Source organism: Lysobacter sp. A421, assembly GCF_054052145.1.
In genome coordinates, this window is the sequence record NZ_JBSVRL010000004.1 from 237,778 (window position 1) to 264,158 (window position 26,381).

The 26,381-nt window shown below is 66.0% G+C and carries 18 protein-coding genes and 1 riboswitch; of the genes, 5 read left to right on the forward strand and 13 right to left on the reverse strand.

The features are described from left to right. Window positions 1-22 precede the first annotated feature (22 nt). The 12 genes from thrC to ilvD all read right to left on the reverse strand — a co-directional run bounded on the left by thrC (window position 23) and on the right by ilvD (window position 15,561). A complete protein-coding gene (gene thrC, locus ACW7G6_RS12470) occupies window positions 23-1,309 on the reverse strand; it encodes a threonine synthase (RefSeq protein ID WP_456979943.1) in 1,287 nt (428 codons plus the stop codon). Next, window positions 1,306-2,256: a homoserine kinase gene (locus tag ACW7G6_RS12475; RefSeq protein ID WP_456979942.1), complete on the reverse strand. Its 951-nt coding sequence runs from the start codon at window positions 2,254-2,256 to the stop codon at window positions 1,306-1,308. The genes thrC and ACW7G6_RS12475 overlap by 4 nt, the downstream gene beginning before the upstream one ends. Further along, window positions 2,253-4,808, reverse strand: coding sequence for a bifunctional aspartate kinase/homoserine dehydrogenase I (gene thrA, locus ACW7G6_RS12480; protein ID WP_456979941.1), 2,556 nt, complete (start codon window positions 4,806-4,808; stop codon window positions 2,253-2,255). The genes ACW7G6_RS12475 and thrA overlap by 4 nt, the downstream gene beginning before the upstream one ends. 3 nt (window positions 4,809-4,811) lie before the next feature. Further along, window positions 4,812-5,900, reverse strand: coding sequence for a 3-isopropylmalate dehydrogenase (gene leuB, locus ACW7G6_RS12485; protein ID WP_456979940.1), 1,089 nt, complete (start codon window positions 5,898-5,900; stop codon window positions 4,812-4,814). Continuing rightward, the gene (gene leuD, locus ACW7G6_RS12490; RefSeq protein ID WP_456998382.1) at window positions 5,890-6,471 is read right to left on the reverse strand and encodes a 3-isopropylmalate dehydratase small subunit; all 582 of its coding nucleotides are present in this window, start codon (window positions 6,469-6,471) and stop codon (window positions 5,890-5,892) included. Before leuD ends, leuB begins: the two co-directional genes overlap by 11 nt. Beyond that, window positions 6,471-7,919, reverse strand: a complete 1,449-nt coding sequence (gene leuC / locus ACW7G6_RS12495) for a 3-isopropylmalate dehydratase large subunit (protein ID WP_456979938.1) — start codon at window positions 7,917-7,919, stop codon at window positions 6,471-6,473. Before leuC ends, leuD begins: the two co-directional genes overlap by 1 nt. Before the next feature lie 76 nt (window positions 7,920-7,995). After that, window positions 7,996-9,621: a 2-isopropylmalate synthase gene (locus tag ACW7G6_RS12500; protein ID WP_456979937.1), complete on the reverse strand. Its 1,626-nt coding sequence runs from the start codon at window positions 9,619-9,621 to the stop codon at window positions 7,996-7,998. Continuing rightward, window positions 9,618-10,730, reverse strand: coding sequence for a threonine dehydratase (locus ACW7G6_RS12505; protein ID WP_456979936.1), 1,113 nt, complete (start codon window positions 10,728-10,730; stop codon window positions 9,618-9,620). Before ACW7G6_RS12505 ends, ACW7G6_RS12500 begins: the two co-directional genes overlap by 4 nt. 45 nt (window positions 10,731-10,775) lie before the next feature. Further along, entirely contained in the window at window positions 10,776-11,015 is a 240-nt protein-coding gene (locus ACW7G6_RS12510; protein WP_456979935.1) for an ACT domain-containing protein, read from the reverse strand. Then, window positions 10,994-12,673 (reverse strand): acetolactate synthase 2 catalytic subunit, encoded by a 1,680-nt coding sequence (ilvG, locus tag ACW7G6_RS12515; RefSeq protein WP_456979934.1) that lies wholly within the window; start codon window positions 12,671-12,673, stop codon window positions 10,994-10,996. Before ilvG ends, ACW7G6_RS12510 begins: the two co-directional genes overlap by 22 nt. Beyond that, entirely contained in the window at window positions 12,670-13,713 is a 1,044-nt protein-coding gene (ilvC, locus tag ACW7G6_RS12520) for a ketol-acid reductoisomerase (protein WP_456998383.1), read from the reverse strand. The genes ilvG and ilvC overlap by 4 nt, the downstream gene beginning before the upstream one ends. Before the next feature lie 120 nt (window positions 13,714-13,833). Next, window positions 13,834-15,561: a dihydroxy-acid dehydratase gene (gene ilvD, locus ACW7G6_RS12525; protein WP_456979932.1), complete on the reverse strand. Its 1,728-nt coding sequence runs from the start codon at window positions 15,559-15,561 to the stop codon at window positions 13,834-13,836. Between the two features lie 479 nt (window positions 15,562-16,040). Beyond that, window positions 16,041-16,147, forward strand: a riboswitch (TPP riboswitch). A gap of 89 nt (window positions 16,148-16,236) precedes the next feature. On the opposite strand from ilvD, the gene thiC reads away from it, so the two are divergent. The 5 genes from thiC (at window position 16,237) to ACW7G6_RS12550 (ending at window position 25,520) form a co-directional block, all read left to right on the forward strand. Next, on the forward strand, window positions 16,237-18,162 hold the full coding sequence (gene thiC, locus ACW7G6_RS12530; protein ID WP_456979931.1) for a phosphomethylpyrimidine synthase ThiC: 1,926 nt from the start codon (window positions 16,237-16,239) through the stop codon (window positions 18,160-18,162). 79 nt (window positions 18,163-18,241) lie between these two features. After that, on the forward strand, window positions 18,242-18,982 hold the full coding sequence (locus ACW7G6_RS12535) for an ion channel (RefSeq protein WP_456998384.1): 741 nt from the start codon (window positions 18,242-18,244) through the stop codon (window positions 18,980-18,982). Window positions 18,983-19,214: 232 nt separating this feature from the next. Beyond that, window positions 19,215-21,536: a winged helix-turn-helix domain-containing protein gene (locus ACW7G6_RS12540; RefSeq protein WP_456979929.1), complete on the forward strand. Its 2,322-nt coding sequence runs from the start codon at window positions 19,215-19,217 to the stop codon at window positions 21,534-21,536. A gap of 129 nt (window positions 21,537-21,665) precedes the next feature. After that, window positions 21,666-22,541, forward strand: coding sequence for a helix-turn-helix domain-containing protein (locus tag ACW7G6_RS12545; protein ID WP_456979928.1), 876 nt, complete (start codon window positions 21,666-21,668; stop codon window positions 22,539-22,541). 114 nt (window positions 22,542-22,655) lie between these two features. Beyond that, on the forward strand, window positions 22,656-25,520 hold the full coding sequence (locus ACW7G6_RS12550) for a TonB-dependent receptor domain-containing protein (protein ID WP_456979927.1): 2,865 nt from the start codon (window positions 22,656-22,658) through the stop codon (window positions 25,518-25,520). Window positions 25,521-25,693: 173 nt separating this feature from the next. Here the strand turns inward: ACW7G6_RS12550 and ppa are convergent, their stop codons facing one another. Then, window positions 25,694-26,242, reverse strand: a complete 549-nt coding sequence (gene ppa / locus ACW7G6_RS12555) for an inorganic diphosphatase (RefSeq protein ID WP_456979926.1) — start codon at window positions 26,240-26,242, stop codon at window positions 25,694-25,696. Window positions 26,243-26,381 lie beyond the last annotated feature (139 nt).

Genomic DNA, 26,381 nt, shown 5'->3' on the forward strand with positions numbered 1-26,381 from the left:
CGGGCATGCATCCTCTTCGCGCTTATGCCAGCAACCAGTCGCGGAACACGTCGTAGTCGGCCGCCAAAGGTGTTGCGGATGCGGGTCTTGCCAAGGCGGCGGCAAGGGCTGGTGGCGGCTCCACCACGTGGCCCACCAGCGGTTCGACTACGGTCTCGAACTTGGCTGGATGTGCCGTCGCCACCACCGCCCACGCGCGGGCGTCGCCTCGCTGACGCAACTGCGCCAATGCATGCAGGCCCACCGCGGTATGTGGGCACGGCACGATGCCGTGGCGGGCCGGTGCCGCGCGGATGGCCTGCCGGATCTGCGCATCGTCCACGCTGCAGGCACTCATCGCCGCACGTAGCTGGGCATCGTCGTGATGCCACCAGCGCAGGCGCTCGAAGTTGCTGGGCGCGCCGACATCCATCGCGTTGGCCAAGGTGGCGATGCCCGGCTGCGGGGCATAGTCGGCGCCGGCGAAGTAGCGCGGCAACACGTCGTTGGCATTGCTCGCCAACACGAGATCGCCCACAGGCAGCCCCATCCGGCGTGCCAGCCAGGCAGCCAGCGCGTTGCCCAGATTGCCGGTGGGGATGATGAAGTTGAGATTCTCGCCATGCTCGGCGCGGTAGCCCAGCGAGGCATGGGCGTAGTACGCCATCTGTGGCAGCAGCCGGCCCAGGCTGATGCTGTTGGCCGAACTCAGCGGTAGCCGTTCGCGCAGCGCGGCATCCGACAAGGCTTGCTTCACCAGCTGCTGGCAGTCATCGAAGCTGCCAGCCACGCGTAGGGCCTGCACGTTGTCGCCCAGGCAACCCAGCCCATGCGCCTGGCGCGGCGACACGCGACCATCGGGGTACAGAATCACTACCCGGAATCCAGGCCGGTGGTGGAAGGCGGCGCCCACCGCGGCACCGGTGTCGCCGGACGTCGCTACCAGGATGGTGGTTACCGATGATTCGGGCGTGCGTAAGCGCGCCAGGGATTCGGCAAGGAAGCGCGCACCAAAGTCCTTGAATGCCGCGGTTGGCCCGTGGAACAGCTCCAGCAGGTGATCGTTGGGGCTGGAAAGCCCACGCAGCGGCGCCGGGAAGTCGAACGCGGCGGCGCAGATATCACCCAGTTGTTGCGCCAGGTGGGAGCCGGCGAAGTCCGGCGCAAGCAGGGCGTGCGCGGTTATCGCGAGGGTTTCACCGGCGCGATCCATGGCGAGGCCGGGTATCTCGCTGGGCACATACAGACCGCCATCGGGTGCCAGGCCGGACGCCAGTGCGGTGTCGATATCGACCGCTGGAGAGTGGCCACGGGTGCTGACGAAATTCATGCAATCAACTCTGCGCGCGGGCCGTTGATGGGTGAGAGGTACGCGTCGCTCTCATAACCGGCTTCGGCAAACGCAGCCTGCATGGCGGTCGCGGCAACCTGCGCCTGTGCGGCGTGGTGGAACCAGCCAAACACGCTGGGCCCAGCGCCGGAAATGCTCGCGCCCAGCGCGCCGTGGGCCAACGCCGCCGCCTTGACCTGGGCGAAACCGGGAACCAGTACCGCGCGGCGCGGCTCGACCAGCACATCGTGCAGTCCGGCGGCGATCAGTTCGCTGTCACCGCGCGCCAGGCCGGTCAGGAACAGCGCGAGGTATTCGCTGTGCTGCACGAACTCGCTGATCCGGTAAGGCGCTGCGAGTGCTTCGCGTGCGTACCGGGTTTCGACCATGTAATGCGGGTGCACCACCGCACAATGCAGGGGCGGCGCCGACAGCGGGATCGCGCGCGTCGGGGTGGCCAGGACCACACCGCCAAAAAGCATCGGCGCGACGTTGTCGCCATGCACGCTGCCGCTGGCGACGGACTCGCCAAGCAGGGCCAGCGGATACAACTGGTCGCGGCTGAGCGGGACGTCGAGCAGGGCATTGGCGGCGATGAGGGCGGCTACGCAGGACGCGGCCGAACCGCCGAGCCCGGAGCCCAGCGCGATGCCTTTGTGCAGCTGCAACTCAAAACCGTGGGCGATGCCGTACTGCTCACGCAGCTCGATCAAGGCGCGTCCGGCTGTGTTGCGCACCGCATCCATCGGCAGCTGCGCGACTCCCGCGACGTTGCCGACGATCGCGCTGATGCGCACTACGGGCGGTTCGATCCTGCGCACGGTGGCGCGATCACCCGGCCCTTCGATGCTGTGGCCGAGCAGGTCGAAACCGACTCCGATATTGCCCACGCTGGCGGGTGCAAACGCGGTCGCCTCGCGCGTTGCGCCTGCCGTGCCGTGACTCATAACCGCGCTCCCAAAGCCTGTGCGATGCCGAGCAGATCGCCGAACACGCCTGCGGCGGTGACCTCAGGGCCTGCTCCGGGACCTTGTACCACCAGCGGATTATCCGCGTACCGACGGGTGTGGAACTGGATCAGGTTGTCGGTCAACCGGCTGTACAAGCTGGCATGGCCGGGAGGCGGAACGACCAGCGCAACGCTTGCACGACCGTCGCGGTCGAGGTGGGCCAGATAGCGCAGCGCACCGCCCTCGCGCCGTGCGGCATCCAACCGTGCCTGCAGCGGTGCATCCAGCTCCTCGAGGCGGGTGAGGAAATCATCGCGACTGATCCCGCGCAACGCCGGCGGCACCAGGTTCTCGATCTCCACGTCATCCAGCGACAGCGCACGTCCGGCTTCGCGGGCAAGGATCACCAGCTTGCGGGCGACATCGATGCCGGACAGGTCATCGCGCGGGTCTGGCTCGGTGTAACCCAGTGCCAGCGCCTCGCGTACCAGGGCCGAGAACGGCACGCTGCCGTCGTAACGGTTGAACAGCCAGGCCAGCGTGCCCGACAGCACGCCTTCAAAACCGGTCAGCTCGTCGCCGGTGTCGAGCTGGTTGCGCAAGGTCTGGATCACCGGCAGCCCGGCACCGACGCTGGCTTCGTAACGGAAGTGGCCACCATGCCGGGTCGCGGCGCGGATCGCGCGGTAGCGAACCAGATCGCCACTGCCGGCATGCTTGCTCGGCGTGACCACATGGATGCCGGCGGCGAGCCAGTCGGCGTAGTGATCGGCCACTGCATCACTGCCACTGCAATCCACGATCAGCGCATGGGGCAGGTGGCTGGCGCGGACGTGGTCGGCGAACTGCTCCAGATCGAGGACTTCGGCGCCTTCCAGCGCGGCAACCGCGGTGTCGGGGTCCAGACTGCGTGGCACCAGCCGCATCCGGCGGCTGTCGGCAACTGCACGCAAGCGCAGGTCCAGGCCGAGGTTGGCTTCACCTGCCAGTCGTGGCAGCGCGTCGGACAGCTGGGCGAGCAAGGCGCGACCGACCTTGCCTGGGCCAATCAACCCGACCGACAGGGTTTGCGGTGAGAGCCAGAACGCGGCGTGCACCGCGCGCAAGCCCCGGACGGCGTCCTGAGCGGCCAGCGCCACGGAGATGTTGCGCTCACTGGCGCCCTGGGCGATCGCGCGGATGTTGACGCGTGCCTTCGCGAGTCCGTTGAACAACCGCGCCGCGACGCCCGGTGCGCCGACCATGCCATCGCCGACCGCCGCGAGCACCGCGATGCCGGACGTGATTTCCACGCCGGCCACTTGACCGTCCGCAATGGCATTGGCGAATGCGGCCGCGACGGCGGTGCGTGCAGGCCGGGCCTGTTCTTCGGGCACCACGCAGCAGATCGAATGTTCACTGGAGCCCTGCGAGATCATCGTCACCGACACCCCGGCGGTGTGCAGTGCGGCAAACATCCGCTCGGCGGTGCCGGGTACACCGATCAGGCCGGCGCCACTGAGCTCCAGCAAAACCATCCCGTCCACCAGGCTCAGGCCTTTGACCGGCGAGGCGGCGGGTGAGGAGCGCACGCTGATCACGGTGCCGGGTGCATCGGGTTTGTGGGTGTTGCGGATGCGTATTGCCAATCCGGCCTGCATCGCCGGCGCGATGGTGCGTGGGTGCAGCACGCTGGCACCAAAGTACGACAGTTCGTTGGCCTCGGCGTAGGACATCGACGCCAGGCACACCGCGTCCGGTACCAGCCGCGGATCGGCGCTGAGTACGCCATCCACATCGGTCCAGATCGTCAACTCGCGGGCATCGAGCAGGCGCGCGAATGCGGCGGCGGAATAGTCGCTGCCGTTGCGTCCCAGGGTGGTCGCACGGCCCTGCGCGTCGCGCGCCACGAAGCCGGTGATGACGCGTCCACGTGCGCACGAAGGCTGCCTGGCTTGCCAGACCGCCAGCAGCGTCTGGCTGGCGTCCCAGTCGATCGCGACCCCCAGTTCGCCGGGGTTGGCGACCAGCACGTCGCGCGCATCGATCCGGCCCCAGCCGGCGGCCTCGCCACCGAGTGCGACTTGCAGCAACCGCGCCGACCACACCTCGCCCAGCCCGTGCAGGCCCGCGAGTTCGACATCGGCGGATGTTCCGTCCGTCGCCAGTGACGCCAGCAGGGTGTGCACGGCATCCAGTTGCATGCCCAGCCAAGCGGACAAGTCGTGGTGCAGATCGTCCTGGTCCAAGCCCAGGTCCAGGTCCAGACCGGCAGCGGCAACGAGGTGGCGCTCACGCAGCGCGGCCAGCGCCGCTCGCCAGTCTCCACCGGTCACGGCGGTATTGCCCAGCGCGATCAGGGCATCGGTGACGCCGTGCATCGCCGAGACAACCACGTACTGGATGCCCTGCATGGCGACATGTTGCTGCGTCAGCAGTTGGGCGACATGGCGGTAGTGCGCCGCATCGGCGAGGCTGCTGCCGCCGAACTTGTGCAGTCTGGCGGGCTTGAGCGACGCAGCATCGAGGTGGGCCGATTCCGCGCGAGGCAGGACGAGGGTGGATGACATGGATCAGTCGCGCATGGTCACGGCGTAACACCGGACCTGCAGGTGCTCCAGCACGGCAGCGGTCGCCGCGTCGGTACTGAAGGCTGCCCCCGGGCCGGCGATGTCGGCGGTGAACGCACCGGAGTCCAACGCATGCGATACCGCCAGCTCGATGCAGGTCGCCTCGCCCTCCAGCCCCAATGAGTGGCGCAGCAGCAGGGCGACACTGAGGATCGCGGCGTAAGGATTGGCGATGCCGCGTCCGGCGATGTCAGGCGCCGAGCCGTGGATCGGCTCGTACAAGCCCGCGCCGTCATCGCCCAGCGAGGCCGACGGCAGCAGGCCGAGCGAGCCGGCCAGCATCGAGGCCTCGTCGGTGAGAATGTCGCCGAACATGTTCTCGGTGACGATCACGTCGTACTCGCGCGGGCGTGCCAACAGGTGCATCGCCATCGAGTCGACCAGCTGGTGCTCCAGGGTGATGTCGGGGAACTCGTCGGCGACGACCCGGCTGGTGACCTCGCGCCACAACCGGGACGTTTCCAGCACGTTGGCCTTGTCGACCGATACCAGGTGGCCGCGGCGTTGGCGCGCCAGTGTCGCGGCGCGCCGGACGACGCGCTCGATCTCGCTGACGCTGTATTCGCACAGGTCGCTGGCGCAATCGGCATGACGCTGCTTTTCGCCGAAATAGATGCCGCCGGTGAGTTCGCGGACGACCACCAGATCGACGCCATTGAGCAGGTGCGGTTTGATTGGCGATGCGCCCAGTGCGGCCGGGTGCGGCTTTACCGGTCGCAGGTTGGCGTACAGCCCCAACGCTTTTCGCAGTGCGAGCAAGCCCTGCTCCGGGCGTACGGCGGCCTTGGGGTCGGACCACTTCGGCCCGCCGACCGCGCCCAGCAGCACGGCATCGGCATGGCGGCATGCCGCCAGGGTTTCGTCGGGCAGCGCCTGACCGGTGGTGTCGATGGCTGCGCCGCCAAGCAGGTGTTGCTGGATGTCGAAACGGTGGCCGTAGCTGTGCTCCACCGCGCGTAGTACGCGCACGGCAGCGCGGGTTACTTCCGGGCCGATCCCGTCACCGGGCAGGACAACGATGTCAGCGTGCATGGTTCAACTCCTCGTAACGGGTGATGGCGGGTTGTTGTTTGAGCAGGTAGCCCAACTGGTCGACGCCTTCCAGCAGGCAGGTCCGGGCGAACGCATCCAGCGGGAAGTCGATCCGCCGGTTGTCAGGCAACGTCACCTGGCAACTGACGACATCGATGTGCAGCGCGATGCCGGGCTGGTCCAGCAGTTCATCCACGACCGCCTCGGGCAGCACGATCGGCAGCAGGCCGTTCTTGAGCGCATTGCTGCGGAAAATATCGGCGATCTGGGCGCTGACCACCGCACGCAGGCCAAGCTCGAGCAGTGCCCAGGGCGCGTGCTCGCGCGAGGAGCCGCAGCCGAAGTTGCGACCGGTGACGAGGATCTGTGCGCCGGCGTTGGCCGGGTCGTTGAAGGGGAAGCCCGGGTCTGGCTGGCCGTCCGGTCCCGCGCGCCAATCGTGGAAGGCGTAGCGGCCCAATCCCTCGCGTTGGGTGGTGGTGAGGAAGCGTGCGGGGATGATCTGGTCGGTATCGATGTTGCGATCACGCAACACCACGGTGCGCGAGTGCAGTTCGGTGATGGCCGTCATTACGCGCTCTCCGTTGCCGCTGCCTGCTGGGTGGGATGGGCCACCGTCCGCAGGAACGCGCGAGGGTCGGTGATCTCGCCCTGGATGGCGCATGCCGCGGCAGTGAGTGGCGAGGCAAGTACGGTGCGCGCGCCCCGTCCCTGGCGGCCCTCGAAGTTGCGGTTGCTGGTGGATACCGCCAGCTGACCGGGAGCGACCAGGTCGCCGTTCATTGCGATGCACATCGAGCAGCCCGGCTCACGCCATTCCGCGCCGGCCGCACGCACGACCGCGTCGATCCCTTCTGCTTCCGCGTCGCGTTTGACCTGCATCGAGCCGGGTACCACCAGCATCCGCACGCGTGGATGCACCTGGCGCCCGCGCAACACGCCGGCCGCTTGACGCAGATCGTCCAGCCGCGAGTTGGTGCAGCTGCCGATAAACACCACGTCCACCGGCTGTCCGGCCAGCGGGTGGCCACCGGCAAAGCCCATGTAGGCCAGCGCCTTCGCGTCGTCATCGTTGCCGGCCGGAGGCAGGACGGTATCGATGGCGGTGACCTGCCCGGGGTGGGTGCCCCAGGTGACGGTCGGCGGGATGTCGCGCGCATCGATGCGGACCTCGTGGTCGAAGCGCGCATCGTCGTCGCTGCGGAACTGCTTCCAGCGCCCGACCGCCTGCTCAAATGCCGGGCCGCGTGGTACGCGCGGCTTGTCGCGCAGGAAGGCGAAAGTGACCTCGTCCGGGGCGATCAAGCCGGCGCGCGCACCCGCCTCGATCGACATGTTGCAGACCGTCATGCGCTCATCCATCGACAGTGCCCGGATGGTCGAGCCGCGGTACTCGATCACGTAGCCGGTGCCGCCGTTGACGCCGATCACGCCGATCACATGCAGGATCAGATCCTTGGCAGTGACGCCGGCGCCGAGTTCGCCGTCGATGGTGATCGCCAGCGTCCGTGGCTTGCGTTGCAGCAGGCATTGGGTGGCCAGCACGTGACCGACCTCGCTGGTGCCGATGCCAAACGCGAGGGCGCCGAATGCGCCGTGGGTCGCGGTGTGGCTGTCGCCGCAAACGATGGTCATGCCCGGCTGGGTCAGGCCCAGCTCCGGGCCGATCACGTGGACGATGCCGCGGTGTGGACTGTCGAAATCAAACAGTTCGATTCCGTGGCGTGCGGCGTTCCTGCGCAAGCATGCCACCTGCGCCTCGGCCTCGGGGTTGGCATAGGCAAGCGTGCCATCGGCATGGCGCGGCAGGGTCGGGGTAGCGTGGTCCAGGGTGCCCTTGGTGCGCTCGGGGCAACGCACCTTCAGCCCGCGCGCGTCGAGTTCGGCGAAGGCCTGCGGCGTGGTGACCTCGTGGATCAGGTGCAGGTCGATGTAGAGCACGGCCGGCGAGGTATCGCTTTCGGCGGTGACCCGGTGGGCATCCCACAGCTTGTCGAGCAGGGTGGTTGGGGCAGGCATGGCGCGGACTCTGGATGCGTGGCACTCGGTAAAGGGAGCGCCGGATAAGGGCGGAAACACGGAGGCTGAAATGAAGTCAGCCCACTGCGGCTGCGGCAAGCGGCCGGCAAGCAAGCCGCGCCGACCCGGTAGCTGTTCGCGCGCGGTAGAGCCGGTTGGCGATTTCCAGCCAGGCCTGCGCGCTGGCTTCCAGGATGTCGGTGCTGGTGCCCGAGCCGGTGTGTTCGACCCCGTCCACGTGTGCGATCACGCTGGCTTGTCCCTGTGCGTCGTCGCCGGTAGTGACACTGGAGACCTGGTAGCTGTCGATGGCCAGCGCGATGCCGGTGGCACGCGACAAGGCGGCAAACAACGCGTGCACCGGGCCATCGCCGACCGCGGCTTCCTCGACCACGTCGCCGTCGGGATCGATCACCCGCACGCTGGCGGTCGGCAGGTTGGCATCGCCACCGCCGGTGCTGGCGTGGATATGCGCCAGCCGGTAGCCGCGCGATGCCTGCGCATCCGCGCCCAGCACCAGCGCCTCCAGGTCGGCGTCGAACACCTCGCGCTTCTTTTCCGCCAGTGCCTTGAAGGTGGCGAAGACCTGGTTCAAGCGGGCCTCGTCCACCGCCAGTCCCAGCGTCTGCAAACGGTCCCTCAGCGCGGCGCGGCCGCTGTGGCGACCCATCACCATCTGCGACTGCTCCCAGCCCACATCCTGCGGATGCATGATCTCGTAGGTGCCGCGGTGCTTGAGCATCCCGTGCTGGTGGATCCCGGATTCGTGGGCGAACGCGTTCTGGCCGACGATCGCCTTGTTGCGTTGCACCTGCATGCCGGTGATGCGCGACAGCAGGCGCGAGGTCGGCACCAGCCGGCGGGTGTCGATGCGGGTGCGGGCATTGAAGTAGCTGCGGCGCACGTTCAGGGCCATGACAAGCTCTTCCAGCGCGCAGTTGCCCGCGCGCTCACCGATGCCGTTGACGGTGCATTCGACCTGGCGCGCGCCGCCCTCGATGGCGGCCAGGCTGTTGGCCACGGCCAGGCCGAGGTCGTTGTGGCAGTGGGCGCTGAATACCGCCCGCCCCGCGTCGCGCACGTTGGTACGCAGGTACTCGAACAGCGCGCGGATCTCCGCCGGAGTGGTGTAGCCGACGGTGTCGGGGATGTTGAGCGTGGTCGCGCCCGCGGCGATCGCGGCGCTGCAGATCTCGACCAGGAATTCGGGCTCGGTGCGCAGCGCATCCTCGGCGGAGAACTCAACGTCATCGAAGTGGCGGCGCGCCAACTCCACACCCATTACCGCGCGCTCGACCACCTGCTCGCGGCTCAGGCCGAGTTTGTGCTCGCGGTGCAATGGACTGGTGGACAGGAACACGTGCAGGCGTGCGTCGTCAGCGTGCTCCAGCGCCCGTGCACAGGCCTCGATATCGCCGACGTGGCAGCGAGCGAGGGCTGCCAGGGTGGAGCCCCGCACCTCCCGCACGATCGCGCGGGTGGCTTCGACTTCAGCGTCGGAGCTGGCCGGGAAGCCCACTTCAATCACATCGACCCCAAGTTCGGCCAAGGCGTGGGCGAAGCGCAGCTTCTGTGGCGCACTCATGCTGCAGCCGGGGGACTGTTCGCCGTCGCGCAGGCTGGTATCGAAGATGCGCACGTGCGCCGGGTCGCCGGTGTCAGCGGTGCTTGCAGGGGTTACCTCGGGTTCGACAGTACTCATGGGTGGAAGTCCTCGTTGATGGATGCGGATGTGGAAGCGACCACGCGGGTTGACGGCGCGGCGGCCGTATTGGCGGGGCTGGAAAGGGGGTGGATGTCGGCGACGGGAACCACCAGTTCACGGCTGCGTCGGCGGGGACGTCGCGGCGCGCGTGGGCGCACGTCCGACAGCAGTTGCGCCAGGACGGCCGCGTCGATGTTGCCGCCCGAGACCACCGCGCACTTGCGGCGTCCAGCCACGCGTCGACCGGCCGCAAGGGCCAGCGCACCGGCACCTTCGGCGATCACGTGCTCTTCCAGCGCGAGCCGCACCAGGGTCTCGCGCAGCTCGGCCTCGCGCACGATCACGATGTCGTCGAGCAGTTCGGCCAGCAGCTTACGGGTCAGCGTTCCGGGTTCCTTGACCCGCACGCCATCGGCCAGGGTGGCGGCGGTGTCGCGCAGTTCCAGGTCGCCGCGCAAGGCGCGCGCCATCGAGTCCACGCCTTCGACCTGCGCACCGACAATGCGCACGCGCCGGGATGATTTCATCCCGGACAAACGCGCCGACTTCAACGCCAGTGCGACCCCGGACGCCAGCCCGCCGCCGCCAATCGGCACCAACACCACGTCGGGCGCCAGCGCGGCCATCTCCAGACCGACCGTGCCCTGGCCGGCGATCACGTCGGGATCGTCGAAGGCCGACAGCAGCCGGTAGTCGTTCTGCTCGGCCAGCTCGCTGGCGAATGCCTTGGCTTCGTCGTAGGTGTCGCCATGCAGACGCACCGTCGCGCTCCAATGGGCAACGCCGGCAATTTTGGTCTGCGGCGCGTTGCGTGGCATCACTGCTATGACCGGCGTCCGCAGGCGATAGCCGGCCCAGGCCAGGCCCTGCGCGTGGTTGCCGGCAGAGGCGGCGATCACCGGGCGCAGGTCGCCGCGTTCGCGTCCGGCCAGTAGGGCGTTCATTGCGCCGCGCACCTTGTAGGAACCGGTGCGCTGCAGGTTCTCCAGCTTCAACCAGCAACCGAAACGTTCGGCGTAATGCAGCGGCGTCGCCGCCAGGTAGGGACGCAAGCGCGCCTGCGCTGCCAGCACCGCGCTGGCATCCACGTGAGCGGATTCATGCATGGCGTGCGCGCCCATGTTGGTAGTCAGGCGCGCGCCAGTGGAGGTTTATTGCCGGCATGGCGATACCTCCACGGCCAGGCAGTCGTACAGCTTCTCCAGCTGTGCGCGCAGCGACTCCGCCGGCCGCTCACCTTCCACCGCCAGGCGCATCCGCCAGTGGTCGCCGTTGGCGGTGGCGTGGCCGTTGAAGCTCACCGGCCGGAAGCCGCGGCGCTCCGCCGTGCCGATCACACGCGCCAGCGCGCCTTCGGCCTGGCGCAGGGTCAGCTCAAATTCGTGGCGCATTGCGGGCGTTCCTCGGGATGGAGCATCTGGGCGTTGTTGTGGTTGGGCGGAACCAGCGGCCACACGTTGGCGTGGGCGTCGATGGAGACGTGCAGCAGCGCGGGGCCGGGCATTGCCAGCAGGCGTCGCAGGGCGTCTTCGCAGTTGTCGGCGCGGTCCAGGTGGAAGCCGGGGATTCCAAAGGCGGTGGCGACGGCGACGAAGTCCGGGTTGTCGGACAGGTCGGTTTCCGAATAGCGGTTCTCGAAGAACAGTTCCTGCCACTGCCGGACCATGCCCAGGCGCTGGTTGTCGAGCAGCACGATCTTCACCGGCAGGCGATAGCGCGCCACCGTTGCCAACTCCTGCACGTTCATCAGGAACGAGCCGTCGCCGCTGACGCAGATCACCTGTCCGTGCGGGTCGGCCATTTGCGCACCGATCGCGGCCGGCAGGCCAAACCCCATCGCGCCCAGTCCGCCGCTGGTCAGGTGCTTGCGTGGATCGTTGAAACCCCAGTGCTGGGCCACCCACATCTGGTGCTGGCCCACATCGCAGGCGACCACCGCCGCCGGCGCGAGTTCGGACAATCGCCTCAGCAACGCCGGGGCGTAAACGTTTGGGCCGGGAGCGTCGTAACGCGCCGCGTGCGATTGCCTGCGTGCCAGGCAGGTGACCCGCCACGCGGAGCATTCCGGCATTGCCGTGGCCAGGTGGTTGAGGCTGTGGTGCAGGTCGCCATGCAGGACCGCTTCGGCGTGACGCAGCTTGTTGAACTCCACCGGGTCCAGGTCGAGATGGATTACCTTGGCCAAGGGCGCGAACTGGTCCAGCCGACCGGTCGCGCGGTCATCGAAACGTGCGCCCACCACCACCAGCAGGTCGGCCTCCTGCACCGCCAGATTGGCAGCCAAGGTGCCATGCATGCCCAGCATTCCCAGGTTCAGCGGATGCCCGTCCGGCAGCGCGCCCAGGCCACGCAGGGTCAGCACAGTGGGTGCCTGGATCGACTCGACGAAGGTACGGAACTCGGCCACCGCGTCGCCCAGCGCGATCCCGCCGCCGCCATAGACCACCGGTTTGCGTGCCTTCGACAACAGTTCCAGCGCAGCGACCAGGGCGACGGTGCCGGCAACCGGCAAGACATCCACCGGCGCAGGAACATGCGCAGGCAGGTGCATCGCGTCGGCCAACTGGACGTCCTTGGGCAGGTCGATCAGCACCGGCCCGGGACGTCCGCTGCGCGCCAGCCGGAACGCCTCGCGCACCATCTCCGGCAACTGGTCGACATCGCGCGGGATGAAACTGTGTTTGACCACCGGCAAGGTCATGCCGAACACATCGAGTTCCTGGAACGCGTCGGTGCCCATCAACGTGGTGGCCACCTGGCCGGTGATCACCACCATCGGCACCGAGTCAAGCATCGCGTCGGCGATGCCGGTCACCAGGTTGGTGGCGCCCGGACCGGAGGTCGCGACGCATACGCCGACCCGTCCGCTGGAACGTGCATAGCCATTGGCGGCGAATGCGGCACCCTGCTCGTGGCGGACCAGCACGTGCTTGAGTCCGCTGCCATACAAGGCGTCGTAGAACGGCATGATCGCGCCACCGGGATACCCGAACAGCGTGTCCACGCCTTCCGCCGCCAAGGCTTGCACCAGCCAGCGGGCTGCGTTCATGCCGCGGCCGTCTCGGCCTTGGCGGTGGTGGCCGGGCGATGGGGGACGGGCTCGGCGGCAGCCTGCGGGGCGGTGGACAGCCACGGCATCGCGGCGCGCAGCTTGCGGCCGGTGGCTTCGATCGGATGGTCCAGATCGGCCTGCTTCAGTGCCAGGTAGTTGGCATTGCCCGACTGGTACTCGGCGATCCACTGCCGCGCGAACGTACCGTCCTGGATCTCCGCCAGCACCTTGCGCATCTGCGTGCGGGTGCTGTCGTCCACCACGTAGGAGCCGCGGGTCAACGCGCCGTATTGGGCCGTCTCGCTGATGAATTCGTGCATCCGGGTGATGCCGCCCTCGTAGAACAGGTCGACGATCAATTTCAGCTCATGCAGGCATTCGTAGTAGGCGACCTCGGGCTGGTAACCGGCCTCCACCAGCGTCTCCCAACCGGCCTGCACCAGCTTGGTGGCGCCGCCGCACAAAATCGCCTGCTCGCCGAACAGGTCGGTTTCGGTCTCTTCCTTGAACGTGGTCCTGATCGCGTTCTGGCGCGCACCACCGATGCCGGCGCAATAGGTCAGTGCGAACTTTTCGGCCTTGCCGCTCCGGTCCTGGTGGACGGCATACACCGCCGGCACGCCACGGCCGATCTCGTATTCGCGGCGCACCAGCGCACCCGGCCCCTTCGGCGCGACCAGCACCACATCGAGGTCCGCGCGCGGGGTGATCTGGCCGTAATGCACGTTGAAGCCGTGTGCGAACAGCAGGCACGCGCCGTGGGTGATGTTCGGTTCGATGACCTCCGTATACAGCTGCGGTTGCACCATGTCCGGGGTGAGGACCGCGACGATCTCGGCGCCCGCGACCGCTTCGGCCGGAGTGCTGACGTGGAAGCCGTCAGCGGTCGCCTTGATCGAAGTAGGGCCGCCCGGACGCAGGCCGACGGTCACATCGAAGCCGGAGTCGCGCAGGTTCAGTGCATGCGCGCGCCCCTGGCTGCCGTAACCGATGACGGCGACGTGGGGGCGGTGGGTGGAGGTATCGGAGCTGGTCATTGCGATGGTTCCTGTGAGTGATCGAAGGGGGTGTTTGCAGGGGGGGGCGACGCAAGTCGCGACCTGGTGGTGGCAGGTCGCGACTTGCGTCGTTTCCATGAGGTGGGTGGGGCAGTGGCGTCAGGCGGGTTCCGCCGTGCGTGCATCGACCAGGGTCGCGGCGATCGCGCGTGCCGGCACGGCATCCAGCGGGCCGGGTGCCGTCACCGCGCCCTTCGACGCCGAACCGACATCGCGCGCGTACTTGGCCAGCACCCCGGTGGTTACCCGCGGTGCGATCCGCGTCACCGGCCGCGATGCCAGGTCGGCGTCCACGTCGATGCGGCGGGTCGCCACGTCGATGCGAACGAAATCGCCGTCGCGCAGCTTCGCGATCGGTCCGCCGCGTGCGGCTTCGGGGCAGACGTGGCCGACCATGAATCCACGGGTGGCGCCGCTGAAGCGACCGTCGGTGATCAATGCCACGTCATCGCCCAGACCCTGGCCGACCAGCGCGGCGGTGACGGCCAGCATCTCGCGCATGCCGGGACCGCCGGCCGGTCCCTCGAAGCGGATCACGATCACTTCGCCGGCGTTGATCTGTCGCGCCTGCACGGCCGCGAAGCAGGCCTGTTCGGAATTGAATACCCGCGCCGGGCCTTCGAAATGGGCGTGGCCGTGGCCAGCGAGCTTGACGATGCAGCCTTCCGGGGCGAGATCCCCGTACAGGATCGAGAACCCGCCCACCGGCTTGATCGGGTTCGTCACCGGCCGGACCACGTCCTGCGGGCCGGGTGCCGGCAGTGCGTCGAGCTCTTCGAACAGGCTGCGGCCGGTAACCGTCGGGATGTCGTCGATCAGGCCGGCGGTGCGCAGCTCGTGCGCCACCAGCGCGACGCCACCGACGGTGAACATCTCCGCTGCGGTATAGCGACCGCCGGGTTTCAGGTCGGCGATGACCGGCGTGCTCGAGGCTTGTTGGAACTCCTCCAGGGTGAACGGGATGCCGGCTTCATGCGCGATCGCCAACAGGTGCATCGCGCAGTTGGTCGAGCCGGCGGTGGCCGATACCGCACGTGCGGCATTGCGCAACCCGACCGCCGACAGGATCTGGCGTGGGGTGGGACCGCCAGCGTGGAACTGCCGCATCACCAACTCACCACAGGTGCGCGCGGCGGCGGCCTTGTCGGGGTGGATTGCCGGAATGTCGTTGAGTTGCAGTGGTGACAGGCCCAGCACCGTCAGCACCATCGCCATGGTATTGGCGGTGTACTGGCCACCGCAGGCACCGGCGCCGGGACAGGCGTGGCGCTCGACCTCGTACAGTGCCGCGTCATCGATATGGCCAGCGGCATGCGCGCCCACCGCCTCGAACACGTCCTGCACCGTCAGCGGGTGGTCATTGCCGTCCTCGCTGGGGCAGTGGCCAGGCATGATCGTGCCGCCGTAAAGAATCACGGTCGGGATATCCAGCCGTGCCGCCGCCATTGCCGCTGCGGGAATGGTCTTGTCGCAACCCACCAGCAGCACCATCGCGTCCAGGCAATGGCCGGTGACCGCCAGTTCGATCGAGTCGGCGATCGTCTCGCGCGATGCCAGCGACGCGCGCATCCCGTCGCTGCCCATCGCAATGCCGTCGGTGACGGCGATGGTGTTGAACTCCACCGGCGTACCGCCGCCGCTGCGTATGCCTTCGCGCACATGCTGGGCGAGCTCGCGCAAGTTGATGTTGCAAGGTGAGACGTCGGTCCAGGTGTGGACGATCGCGACCAGAGGCTTGGCGATAGCGGCATCGTCCATTCCCGTCGCCCGCAGCATGGCGCGTGCGGGAGCGTGGGCAGGACCTGACTTGATGGCGTTGCTTCTCACGAGTGGCTTCCTTGTGGATCCGGAAAAATCCGGCTTGATCAGGGAAACCCGGGTCGCAAGAACGAAAAACCCCGCGCCTTTTTGGGGCGCGGGGTCCGGTTCTTGTTACCTGGGTTTGTGTTGGTCTACACGTACCCGAACCCCGCGCCTGTAAGGACGGTAATAAGGAGGGTAATAAGTACGAGTACGGTGGTTGCGAGCGCGGCCTGGCCGGCAACCGATCCGGTAGGAATGGTCGGCTGGAATTCCGGCTGGAGTTCCGGCTGGAACGGCGAAGTGATGGTGCGCTGCGTCATGGACCGACATAAGCACAGTCGCTATTGCGGCGTCAACTATATTTTTGTCATGGCTCGGTAACTGCCTGATGCGCATGGCCGGCGCCGAGGTCATCGCCTTTGTCCGGACAGCCTGACTGGTCCCGAGTGCGCCGATTCGCAGCTCCACCGGTGGTTGCGACGCGGCGTCCGTGCTTCAATGTGCGACTGAAGCGGGGGTACCGTGTGTCGTAAGACAGAGCACGGTTGAGATAGTCCCTTCGAACCTGACGCGGTTGATACCGCCGTAGGGAAGCTTCGCCGGACGTGTTGCGTCCGTGCGCCGCCGCTTCGTGCGCCAAAGCGAATCCTCGCAGCAGTCCGCCCAGCGCGGGCTGTCCACATGAAGCGGACGAAGCCCATGAATGCATTTCCCCGAACTGGCCCCTCTGGCCAGGCTGTCGACCAGCGCGAGCTGGTGCAGCAAACCGACAAGTTGTCAGCGGACGTGACCCGGCCGATGCCGGGCTCGCGCAAGATCCACATGCCCGGTTCGCGCCCCGACCTGCAGGTCGCGATGCGCGAGGTCGTGCTCGCCGCCACACCGACCCTGTTTGGCGGCGAGGACAACGCGCCACTCGCCGTCTACGACACCTCCGGGCCGTACACCGATCCGTCGGCCACCATCGACCTGTCGCGTGGGCTGGCACCGTTGCGTGCCGCCTGGATCGCCGAGCGCGGCGATACCGAAGCGCTGGATGGCCTGTCATCGCAGTTCGGTCGTGGACGCGAAGGCGACGCGAAGCTCGACGCGGTGCGCTTCGGCACCCGTCCGTTGCCGCGTCGTGCTGTCGCCGGCGCCAACGTCACCCAGATGCATTACGCGCGGCGCGGCATCATCACTCCGGAGATGGAATACATCGCGATCCGCGAGAACCAGCGGCTGCAAGCAATCACCGAGACGCACCTGCTCAAGCAGCATCCGGGGCAGGGCTTCGGCGCCAACATCCAGAAGCTCATCACACCGGAGTTCGTGCGCGATGAGGTTGCCCGCGGCCGCGCGATCATCCCGTGCAACATCAACCACCCCGAAAGCGAGCCGATGATCATCGGCCGCAATTTCCTGACCAAGGTCAACGCCAACATCGGCAACTCGGCGGTGTCGTCGGGTATCGCCGAGGAAGTCGAGAAGCTGGTCTGGGCGATCCGCTGGGGCGCCGACAACGTCATGGACCTGTCGACCGGCAAGCACATCCACGAGACCCGCGAGTGGATCATCCGCAACAGCCCGGTCCCGATCGGCACGGTGCCGATCTACCAGGCGCTGGAGAAGGTCGACGGCCGCGCCGAGGAGCTGACCTGGGAGATCTTCCGCGACACGCTGATCGAGCAGGCCGAGCAGGGCGTGGACTACTTCACCATCCACGCCGGGGTGTTGCTGCGCTACGTGCCGCTGACCGCGAATCGCGTGACCGGCATCGTCAGCCGCGGCGGGTCGATCATGGCCAAGTGGTGCCTGGCGCATCACAAGGAGAGCTTCCTTTACGAGCACTTCGAAGACATCTGCGACATCATGAAGGCCTACGACGTGGCGTTCTCGCTGGGCGACGGCCTGCGTCCGGGCAGCATTGCCGACGCCAACGACGCCGCCCAGTTCGCCGAGCTGGAAACCTTGGGTGAGCTGACGAAGATCGCGTGGAAGCACGACGTCCAGACCATGGTCGAAGGCCCCGGCCACGTGCCGATGCACCTGATCAGGGAGAACATGGACAAGCAGCTGGAAGTCTGCGGCGAGGCGCCGTTCTACACCCTGGGCCCGCTGACCACCGACATCGCGCCGGGCTACGACCACATCACCAGCGCGATCGGTGCGGCGCTGATCGGCTGGTACGGCTGCGCGATGCTCTGCTACGTGACTCCCAAGGAACACCTCGGGCTGCCGAACAAGAACGATGTGCGCGAAGGCCTGATGGCGTACAAGATCGCCGCCCACGCCGCCGACCTCGCCAAAGGCCACCCCGGTGCACAGGCGCGCGACAACGCACTGAGCAAGGCGCGCTTCGAGTTCCGCTGGGAAGACCAGTTCAACCTTGGCCTGGACCCTGAACGTGCGACCGAATACCACGACGAAACCATGCCCAAGGACGCGCACAAGTCGGCGCATTTCTGCTCGATGTGCGGCCCGCAGTTCTGTTCGATGAAAATCAGCCACGACGTGCGCACGACGTTCGGGGACGGTAGCACCGCCGAACCCGGGCCGGGTCAGGACCAGGTAATCGAAGACGGCATGGCGCAGAAGGCAGCCCAGTTCCGGGCCGCCGGCGCCGAGGTCTACCGCAAGAGCTGATCACCGCTGCCCGGACGGTCGCGCGGAATACGCGATCGCCCGGGCACCTTGCCAGACGCCAGGGATTGGCGGTGAGTCGATGGTGCGGCACACTCGCGCAATGGGAAATTACGGCTATCTGTATCGGCGTTGGCAGTTGATCGCCAAACGCCACCCTTCGGCATTCCTGCTGGCGGCCCAGTTGCTCAGCCTGTTGCTGTATCCGGTGTTCGACGGCCGCCACAGCCAACGGGTGCTGTTTGGTGCGTTCGGCGTGCTGGTGCCGCTGCTGGCGGTCTGGGTGGTGTGGCGCAGTCCGGCCATCAAGTGGGTGGCGTGGCTGGTTGCGGTGCCGGCGATTGGGATCTCGATGGCCTCGATCGTGCTGGGCAGCAGCGACTTGCTGGTGATCTCATCGGCGCTGGAATCGGTGTTGTATTTCTATACCGCAGGCAGCCTGATCGTCTACATGATGAACGATCACCTGGTCAGCGCCGACGAGCTGTTTGCCGCGGGGGCGACTTTCACCCTGCTCGCGTGGGGTTTCGCCTTCGCCTACATGGTCTGCCAAGCGGTATCGCCGGGGTCTTTCAGCAGTTCCATCAACCCGGCGCAGTCGCGGCCATGGATCGAGCTGCTGTTCCTGAGCTTCACCAACCTGACCGCTACCGGGCTGGGCGACGTCGCCCCGGTCAGTTCATGGGCGCGGGTACTGGTGATGCTGGAGCAGTTCGTCGGACTGGCTTATATCGCGGTGGTAGTGTCGCGGTTGATCGCGCTGACCGTAAGGCGACACAGGGAAGACATGGCCGCAGTCGCCAAGGAGTTCCCCGAGGACTAAACCGAGCCCCCGGACTGAACCATCCCTGAGCGCGAAGCGGATCGGTTTCTGGGCCGACGGACGCTGCAACCCGCGTTGCTTGGTGCTAACGGGCGAATGGCTTTGCGCAAGCGGGCAGGTATTCGACTTTCGACATGGGACAGTTGGGGCGCGGCAGGTCAGACTTGCCTGCTCTGATGTTTTTCTTGTGGCAGCACCCTTGTCTGAACGACTGCGCGTAGGCCAATGTACGGTGGATATCTCCCTGCGCGAGGTGACGGCGCCGGGAGCACGCCGGCCACGCAGGATCACGCCCAAGTCTCTGAGCGTACTGCTGGTGCTGGTTGCCAACGCCGGCAAGGTAGTCAGCCGCGATGCCCTGCTGGCCCAGGTCTGGCCGGACACCTTGCCCGGTGACGACGTGGTCACCCAGGCAATAACCCTGCTGCGGAAGGCGTTCAACGAGCTTCGGGAAAGCCCCCAGTACATCGAGACGATCGCAAAAAGCGGTTACCGGCTGCTGGCAGAAGTGGAGTGGCTGGACGACGGCGTGGAAACCGCCACAGTCCCAGCCCCTGGGCTGGCGCCGGACGCCGCGAGCACCCGGGAGTTCTCCCAGGTTGATGCGGCGAAGACGCCTGCCGTGCCCAGTCTGCTTGTGCCGGTGGCGGTCACGGCCGGGGAGCCACGGCGGGATCGCGCCGACGGTACTCCTGTGGCCGTGCGCGGCAATCCGGGCGTGATTCTTGGCGTGTTGATACTGGTGGCAAGCCTGGTTACGGCGCTGGTGTGGTGGACCTGGCCTTCCGGTGACGTGGCGACTTCTGTCGCGACGCAGCCATCACCATCCCGGTACCAATTGGACACCCGACTGATCACCTCGGCGCCGGGCTTCGAGTTCTCGCCTACGCTCAGCCCGGACGGAGGGATGGTGGCCTATATCGCGGTGCCTGCCGGGCAGCGCAACATTGCGATCATGGTCCAGCCCACTGCGCCTACGGTGCCGACCCAATTGACCCATCCCGTTGGCGTGGCCGACGACCACAGCCCAGAATGGTCGCCCAGCGGTCGCGAGATCGCGTTTTTGCGAATCGTGCCCGGACAGAGCTGTCACGTGCTCGTGGTGCCAGCCACTGGCGGTGTGGAACGCGTCGTGGGCACGTGCGACCCGTCCGATCCTCCCGGTTTCGACTGGACCCCGGATGGTCGTGGCCTGATCTTCGGTGGCCGGGGCCTGGTCAATGGGGGAGCCGGATTGCAGGTCCTGAACCTCGCCAGTGGTGAGGTTCAGGCGCTGGAATACGATGCTGACCCGGACCATCAGGACTTTGCCCCGCGTTACTCGCCTGACGGACGCTGGATCATCTTCGTGCGCAATTCGCCGTTGGGTGATTTCTGGCGCTTGTCGGCAACCGGCGGTATTGCCGAGCGACTGACCCGGATCAATGCCGAGATTCGCGGTTGGGACTGGAGCTCAACCGGTCGGGCACTGATCTATGGGCGACGCGATCACAGCAGCAGCGGACTCTACCGTTATGGCCTGGACACCGGAACGCATACCAGCCTGGGAGTCGAGGATGGCGAGCAGCCAGTGACCGCGGCCAACGTGTCGTCATTGGCCTATGTTGTGCGACGCAGCTACTTTGGCATCTACCAATTTGACCTGGATGCAGGCAGCCCGGGCAAGCGTTTGTTCGCGTCTTCCGGTCGTGACCGGTTGCCCGCGATCGCACCGGACGGGCGGCAATTGGTGTTTACTTCTGACCGATCCGGAAAGTTCGGCCTGTGGTGGGCGGAGTTGGATAAACCTGACTCCCTGCGCCTGATCGAAGGCTTGCAACCGGAATCCCGCTATTTGCCATCATGGAATGCAGACAACCGGCGAGTGCTGGTAGTCGGACGTTCCGACGACCAGCGTCCCCAGGAAAACGGGGTGTATGAGGTAATTCCGAAACGGGGCACCGTCACACGACTCCCGGTTCCTGTGGCCCATCCAGTGCAGGCCGTATATCTGCCGGCGTCGGGCGGGAATAACGACGAGCGGTTATTGGTGCTGGCCAATGGTGGTGAAGGCCATCTGGGCTTGTACCTGTATGACCGGGACGAGCAGCCATGGCGGCTGACGGCGTTTCTGGATGGCGTGTCCAGTGTCCAGGTCGACAATGCGAATAAACGGGTGGTGTTTTCGCGGCCGGGCGAGAGAGGCTTATGGCAGGCTGATCTCCGCCTTGATGCGGATAGCGTCAGGGCGGTTGACTCGCTACGCTCGCTTGCCGTATCCGACCGCTCCTGGGCCCTGGCCGGCGATCGCGGGGTCTATGTTCGTCGCCGCACGGCGCGGTGTCCCGCGCTTTTGCTTGGTCAAGCGACACAACAAGACGGTCCGCAGTCGGGTGGCGCAATCGTCCAGTCGCGCTGCCTGGACCGGGACCGCCGCGCGGCGACCCACGGGTTCAGCATTGATGGGAGTGGCCGCCGGCTGTATATCACCCTTGCCGAATCCGACGGCGGCAACATCGGCTTCGCGACCTTCGAGACGCCGCCGGAGACGATGTGGCCCGGCGTTATCAAGTAGTTGATTTGAAAGGGAAACAGCCTTTCGTAAATCTTTCGCCGCCAGAGTCGGCACAATTTCGGCCAGGTTTCCGCAAACCTTCAGGAGTTCGTGGGCAGATTCGGCAAACCTGTGGACCTCTACAGGCACATGGGCAAGACCTTGGACAACACATCGTGGGCCGATCGGGGCCAGCAGCTGCGGATTGATACGCCGGTGGTCAGCTCCCAGGCGAGTTGTATCGGCGTTTCGCGACTGGGCAGCATGCAAATGCCGGCCGGCACACTGACGATCTGGCTGCAGCTTCGCGGCAGCTCCTGGGTGGAGGGGCGCGAAGGCCGGTTCCGGGTACGTCGGGGGGACTGGATTGCCTTGGACCGCGACTCCAAACCGCTGATCCAGGCAGACCGGCACGGCGTTTGTGTTGGCTTGAGCCTGGGGGATGACGCATTGCGCGCCGCCGGTGCGCTGGCACAACCGGGCTTGTACGCCGGCCGTGGGCATATCGAGTTGCACGATGCGCGGATGGCGTTGCGGTTATGGCGCGCCTCCAGCCGGCGTCTGGCCACAGTCGATGGTGACGACGCTACCGCCTTGATGGCCGCACTGCGTCCGCTTCTGCTGCAGTTGACGCTGATCCAGAGTGAAATGACGGCCGGCATACCGCGCTGCCCCGGCCGCTCCCGGGCGCGCAAGCGCCAGGTGTTCGGGCGGCTGCAGCGCGCCCATATGTATCTGGACGGCAACCGCGACCGGATCGTGCGCATCAGCGAACTGGCCGAGTTGACCAGCTACTCCAGCTGGTACTTCTCCAAGACCTACCACGCGCTATATGGCGAAAGCCCGCAGTCCGCGTCTGCACGGATGCGGATCGAGCATGCGGCCGAGTTACTGGGCAGCAGCCAGATGATGATTGGCGAGATCGCCGCCGCCAGTGGTTTCGAAAACTGCTGCAGCTTCGCACGGGCGTTTCGCGCTCGCTACCAGATGTCTGCGACCAGCTACCGGAAAAAGATGGCGGCGTGACTCAGGCCGGATTCGGCAAAGTCAGGCGGCGGGTGCGGCAAAGCAGTAAAAGCTCTCGGGACGTAGCGTTGACGACGCGTTTAACACGCTCATAACGTTATTGGAGAGAGATCCATGAATTACCGCAATTTGCGCCCCGCGATGCGGCTCGGCTTGCTGCCGGCTGGTATCGCGATGGCACTTGTGCCGGCCTTTGCCGGCGCGCAGGAAGCCGCTCCCGCTGAGCAGGCAACCACCCTGGACCGGATCGAAGTCACCGGTTCGCGTATCCGCCAGGTCGATCTGGAAACCTCGCAGCCGGTGTTGACCATCAGCCGCGAAGACATCCAGAAGCAGGGCTTCAGCTCCGTTGCCGACATCCTGCAGAACATCACTGCCGCCGGCACCCCGCCGATCAGCCGCTCCGAGCCGCTGTCCTCCGGCGAGAACGTGGGCGGTTCCTACATCGACCTGCGTAACCTCGGTGCATCGCGCACCCTGGTGCTGGTCAATGGCAAGCGCCTTGGTATCACCACCAGCGGCCTGCAGGACATCTCGCAGATCCCGACTGCCATGGTTGAGCGCGTCGAAGTGCTGAAAGATGGCGCGTCGTCGCTGTACGGCTCCGACGCCATTGCCGGCGTGGTCAACATCATCACCCGCAAGAACTTCGAAGGCGCGGAAATCAACGCCTATATCGGCCAGTACGGCGAAGGTGACGGCGTCAAGCAGAACTACGATTTCGTAGTCGGCTTCGCCGGTGACCGCGGCTCTGTCACCATCGGTGCGGCGCAGCACAAGGAAGAAGCGGTCTGGGCAAAGGATCGCTGGTTCAGCGATGACACCTACCCCGGTTACCCGCAGCACAGCACCACGGTGGTCGGCCAGTGGGGAAACTTCAACATCAACAGCGGCAAGAAAGGTCCGGATGGCAAGCCGCTGGATCCCGAGTGGTACGCACCGGACCGTGACGGCAACGCCATCGGCCTGGGCAACTTCCACCCGCAGAACGCCGACGACACCAGCAAGGGTTCCGATCAGATGCACTTGATCAACCCGACCGAAAGCCGCACGTTGTTCGTCAATGCCAACCACGACATCACCGACAACATTCGCCTGGTGGCGGACATGTCGTACAACAAGCGCATGTCCGAGCGCCAGATTGCCGGCTACCCGGTGCAATCAAGTGCGATTGATGCGGCGATGTCGGGCGACAGCTACTTCAATCCGCTGGCCGGCACCGAGATCGACTGGCGTCGTCGTGGCTGGGAATTGCCGCGTACCACCCAGAGCGACCTGACCACCTGGCGCATCACCGCCGCGCTGGAAGGCTCGATCGACTACGGCAGCCGTTACCTGGACTGGGATGCCGGCTATCTGTTCAACCAGAACAACCTGCAGGCGGTCTCCACCGGCAACCTCTACAAGCCGAATGTGCGCAACGCAGTGGGTCCGTCGTTCCAGAATGACCAGGGCCAGATCGTTTGCGGTACTCCGGGCAACGAGATTGCCGGTTGCGTGCCGTGGAACCCGTTTGCGGGCTTCGGCACCGGCGACGCAGCGCACTCGCTGGGCGACAAGGCCGTGCAGGACTACCTGTACAAGACCGAGCACGCGCTGGGCGAGACCGAGACCACCAGCTACTTCGCCAACGTTGCCGGCAACCTGTTTGCGTTGCCTGCCGGTGACCTGGCGTTCGCGGCCGGTTACGAGTACCGCAAGGAATCGGGGCGCTTCAGCCCCGATGCCATTGCCCAGACCGGCGATTCCACCAACCTGGCATCCGGTCCGACCCAGGGCCAGTACGCCGTGGACGAGTTCTACCTGGAGTTGAACATTCCGGTCCTGGCCGACCTGCCGTTCGCGCAGGAGCTGACCTTCAACGTCGCCAGCCGTTACTCGGACTACACCACCTTCGGTGATACCACCAACAACAAGTTTGGCTTCAAGTGGAAGCCGTTCGATGACTTGATGGTTCGCGGTACCCTCGCCGACGGTTTCCGTGCTCCGACCATCGACGATCTGTACGGTGGCAGTTCCGAGACCTTCTACACCGGTTTCCGGGACGTGTGTGACAGCGTCTATGGTGTCGTTGGCGGCAGCGCGGCTTGCGTGGCGGATGTCGGCCAGAATTACCGTCAGCTGCAGCAGGGCTTCGTTCCGACCGACAGTGTCGCGGCCCAGACCCCGGTTCCGTTCAACTCGGGCTCCAACCCGCTGCTGACCCCGGAAACCTCCGAGTCCAAGTCGCTGGGCCTGGTGTACAGCCCAAGCTACGTCGACAACCTCAGCATGACCCTCGACTGGTGGAGCATCCAGATCGACAACACCATGGTCTCGGACAGCCCGAACCTGATGTTGGAAGATTGCTACGTCCGAGGCATCGAAGCACGTTGCCAGGGCTTCTCGCGTGATCCGGTCACCGGCATCGTCAACGAGTTGACCTACGGTCTGCGCAATGCGGGTTACGTCGAGACCGAAGGCTTCGACTTCGGCGTGGCGTACCGGTTCGATACCGCGAGCCTGGGCCAGTTCGGCATCAACTGGGACTCCACCTACGTCAGCAAGAACAACCTGAAGACCACCAACGATGCAGACACGCCGGAATCCCCGTCGGTCGGCTTCGGCGGCAACTTCCGGATCCGTTCCAACATGAACCTCAACTGGTCCTATGCTGATTTCGCCGTCAACTGGGGCATGCGCTACTACTCGTCGATGAAGGAGCAGTGCTACTTCGACGATCGCTGCAACCTTCCCGACTATGCCGCGCCTGACACCTATGGCGAGATCACACCGATGAACAAGGTCGGTTCGAACACCTTCCACGACCTGCAAGTAAGCTGGGATGCGCCGTGGAATGCCACCGTCTCGGTGGGTGCGAACAACGTGTTCGACCACCAGGGCCAGGCGATGTTCAGCCAGCCGAACTCGAACTACTCGTACTACGGTGGTTTCGACATCGGTCGCTTCATGTACATGAAGTACCAGCAGCGCTTCTGATCGATCCGTCGATCAAATTGCACTGAGTAACATCAAAGCGGCCCCGGGAACGGGGCCGCTTTTTTGATGCGCCCGTGTGGTCATGGCAGCTGGGTTTATTCCACTGGGAGGCACACATGAAGAAGGCCACCCGAGGGCGGCCTTCTTTCTCTGCGTAGCAGCCCGGCTGGCAATCAGGCCCCGGGTTGATGCCCCTCAGCGTCATGACGCTTCATTGCATCGACCAGCAAGGCCTTCGCCTCGTCGGCGCCGCCCCAACCGTCGAGCTTGACCCATTTGCCTTTTTCCAGATCCTTGTAGTGCTGGAAGAAATGCCCGATCCGCTCGCACCAGTGGGGGCTGACCTGGTCTAGGTCGTTGATATGGGCATAACCGCTGAATACATCGGTGGACGGTACGGCCAGGATCTTCTCGTCGCTGCCGGCCTCGTCACTCATCCTGAGTACGCCGACCGGACGGCAACGGATCACTGAGCCGGGAATGAGCGGCAACGGCAGGATCACCATGACATCGGCCGGGTCGCCATCGCCGCACAGGGTGCGCGGAACATAGCCGTAGTTGCACGGATAGCGCATCGGGGTGGACAGGATGCGGTCGACGAAGATCGCGCCCGATTCCTTGTCCACCTCGTACTTTACTGGCTCGGCATCCTTGGGGATCTCGATGATGACGTTGATCTCGTCCGGCGGGTTCTTGCCGGTGGTGACATGATCCAGACCCATGGTTTGCTCCGAAGCGGTGTGAGGGGCGCGCCAACCGGCGGCCGGGTGAAGCCGACGATTTTACCTCGTAGGCTGCTGCGTCGCACCATCGGCGTGGTCGCGCACCTGGGCAAACTCGCGCGGACGGGGCGGGCGTCCT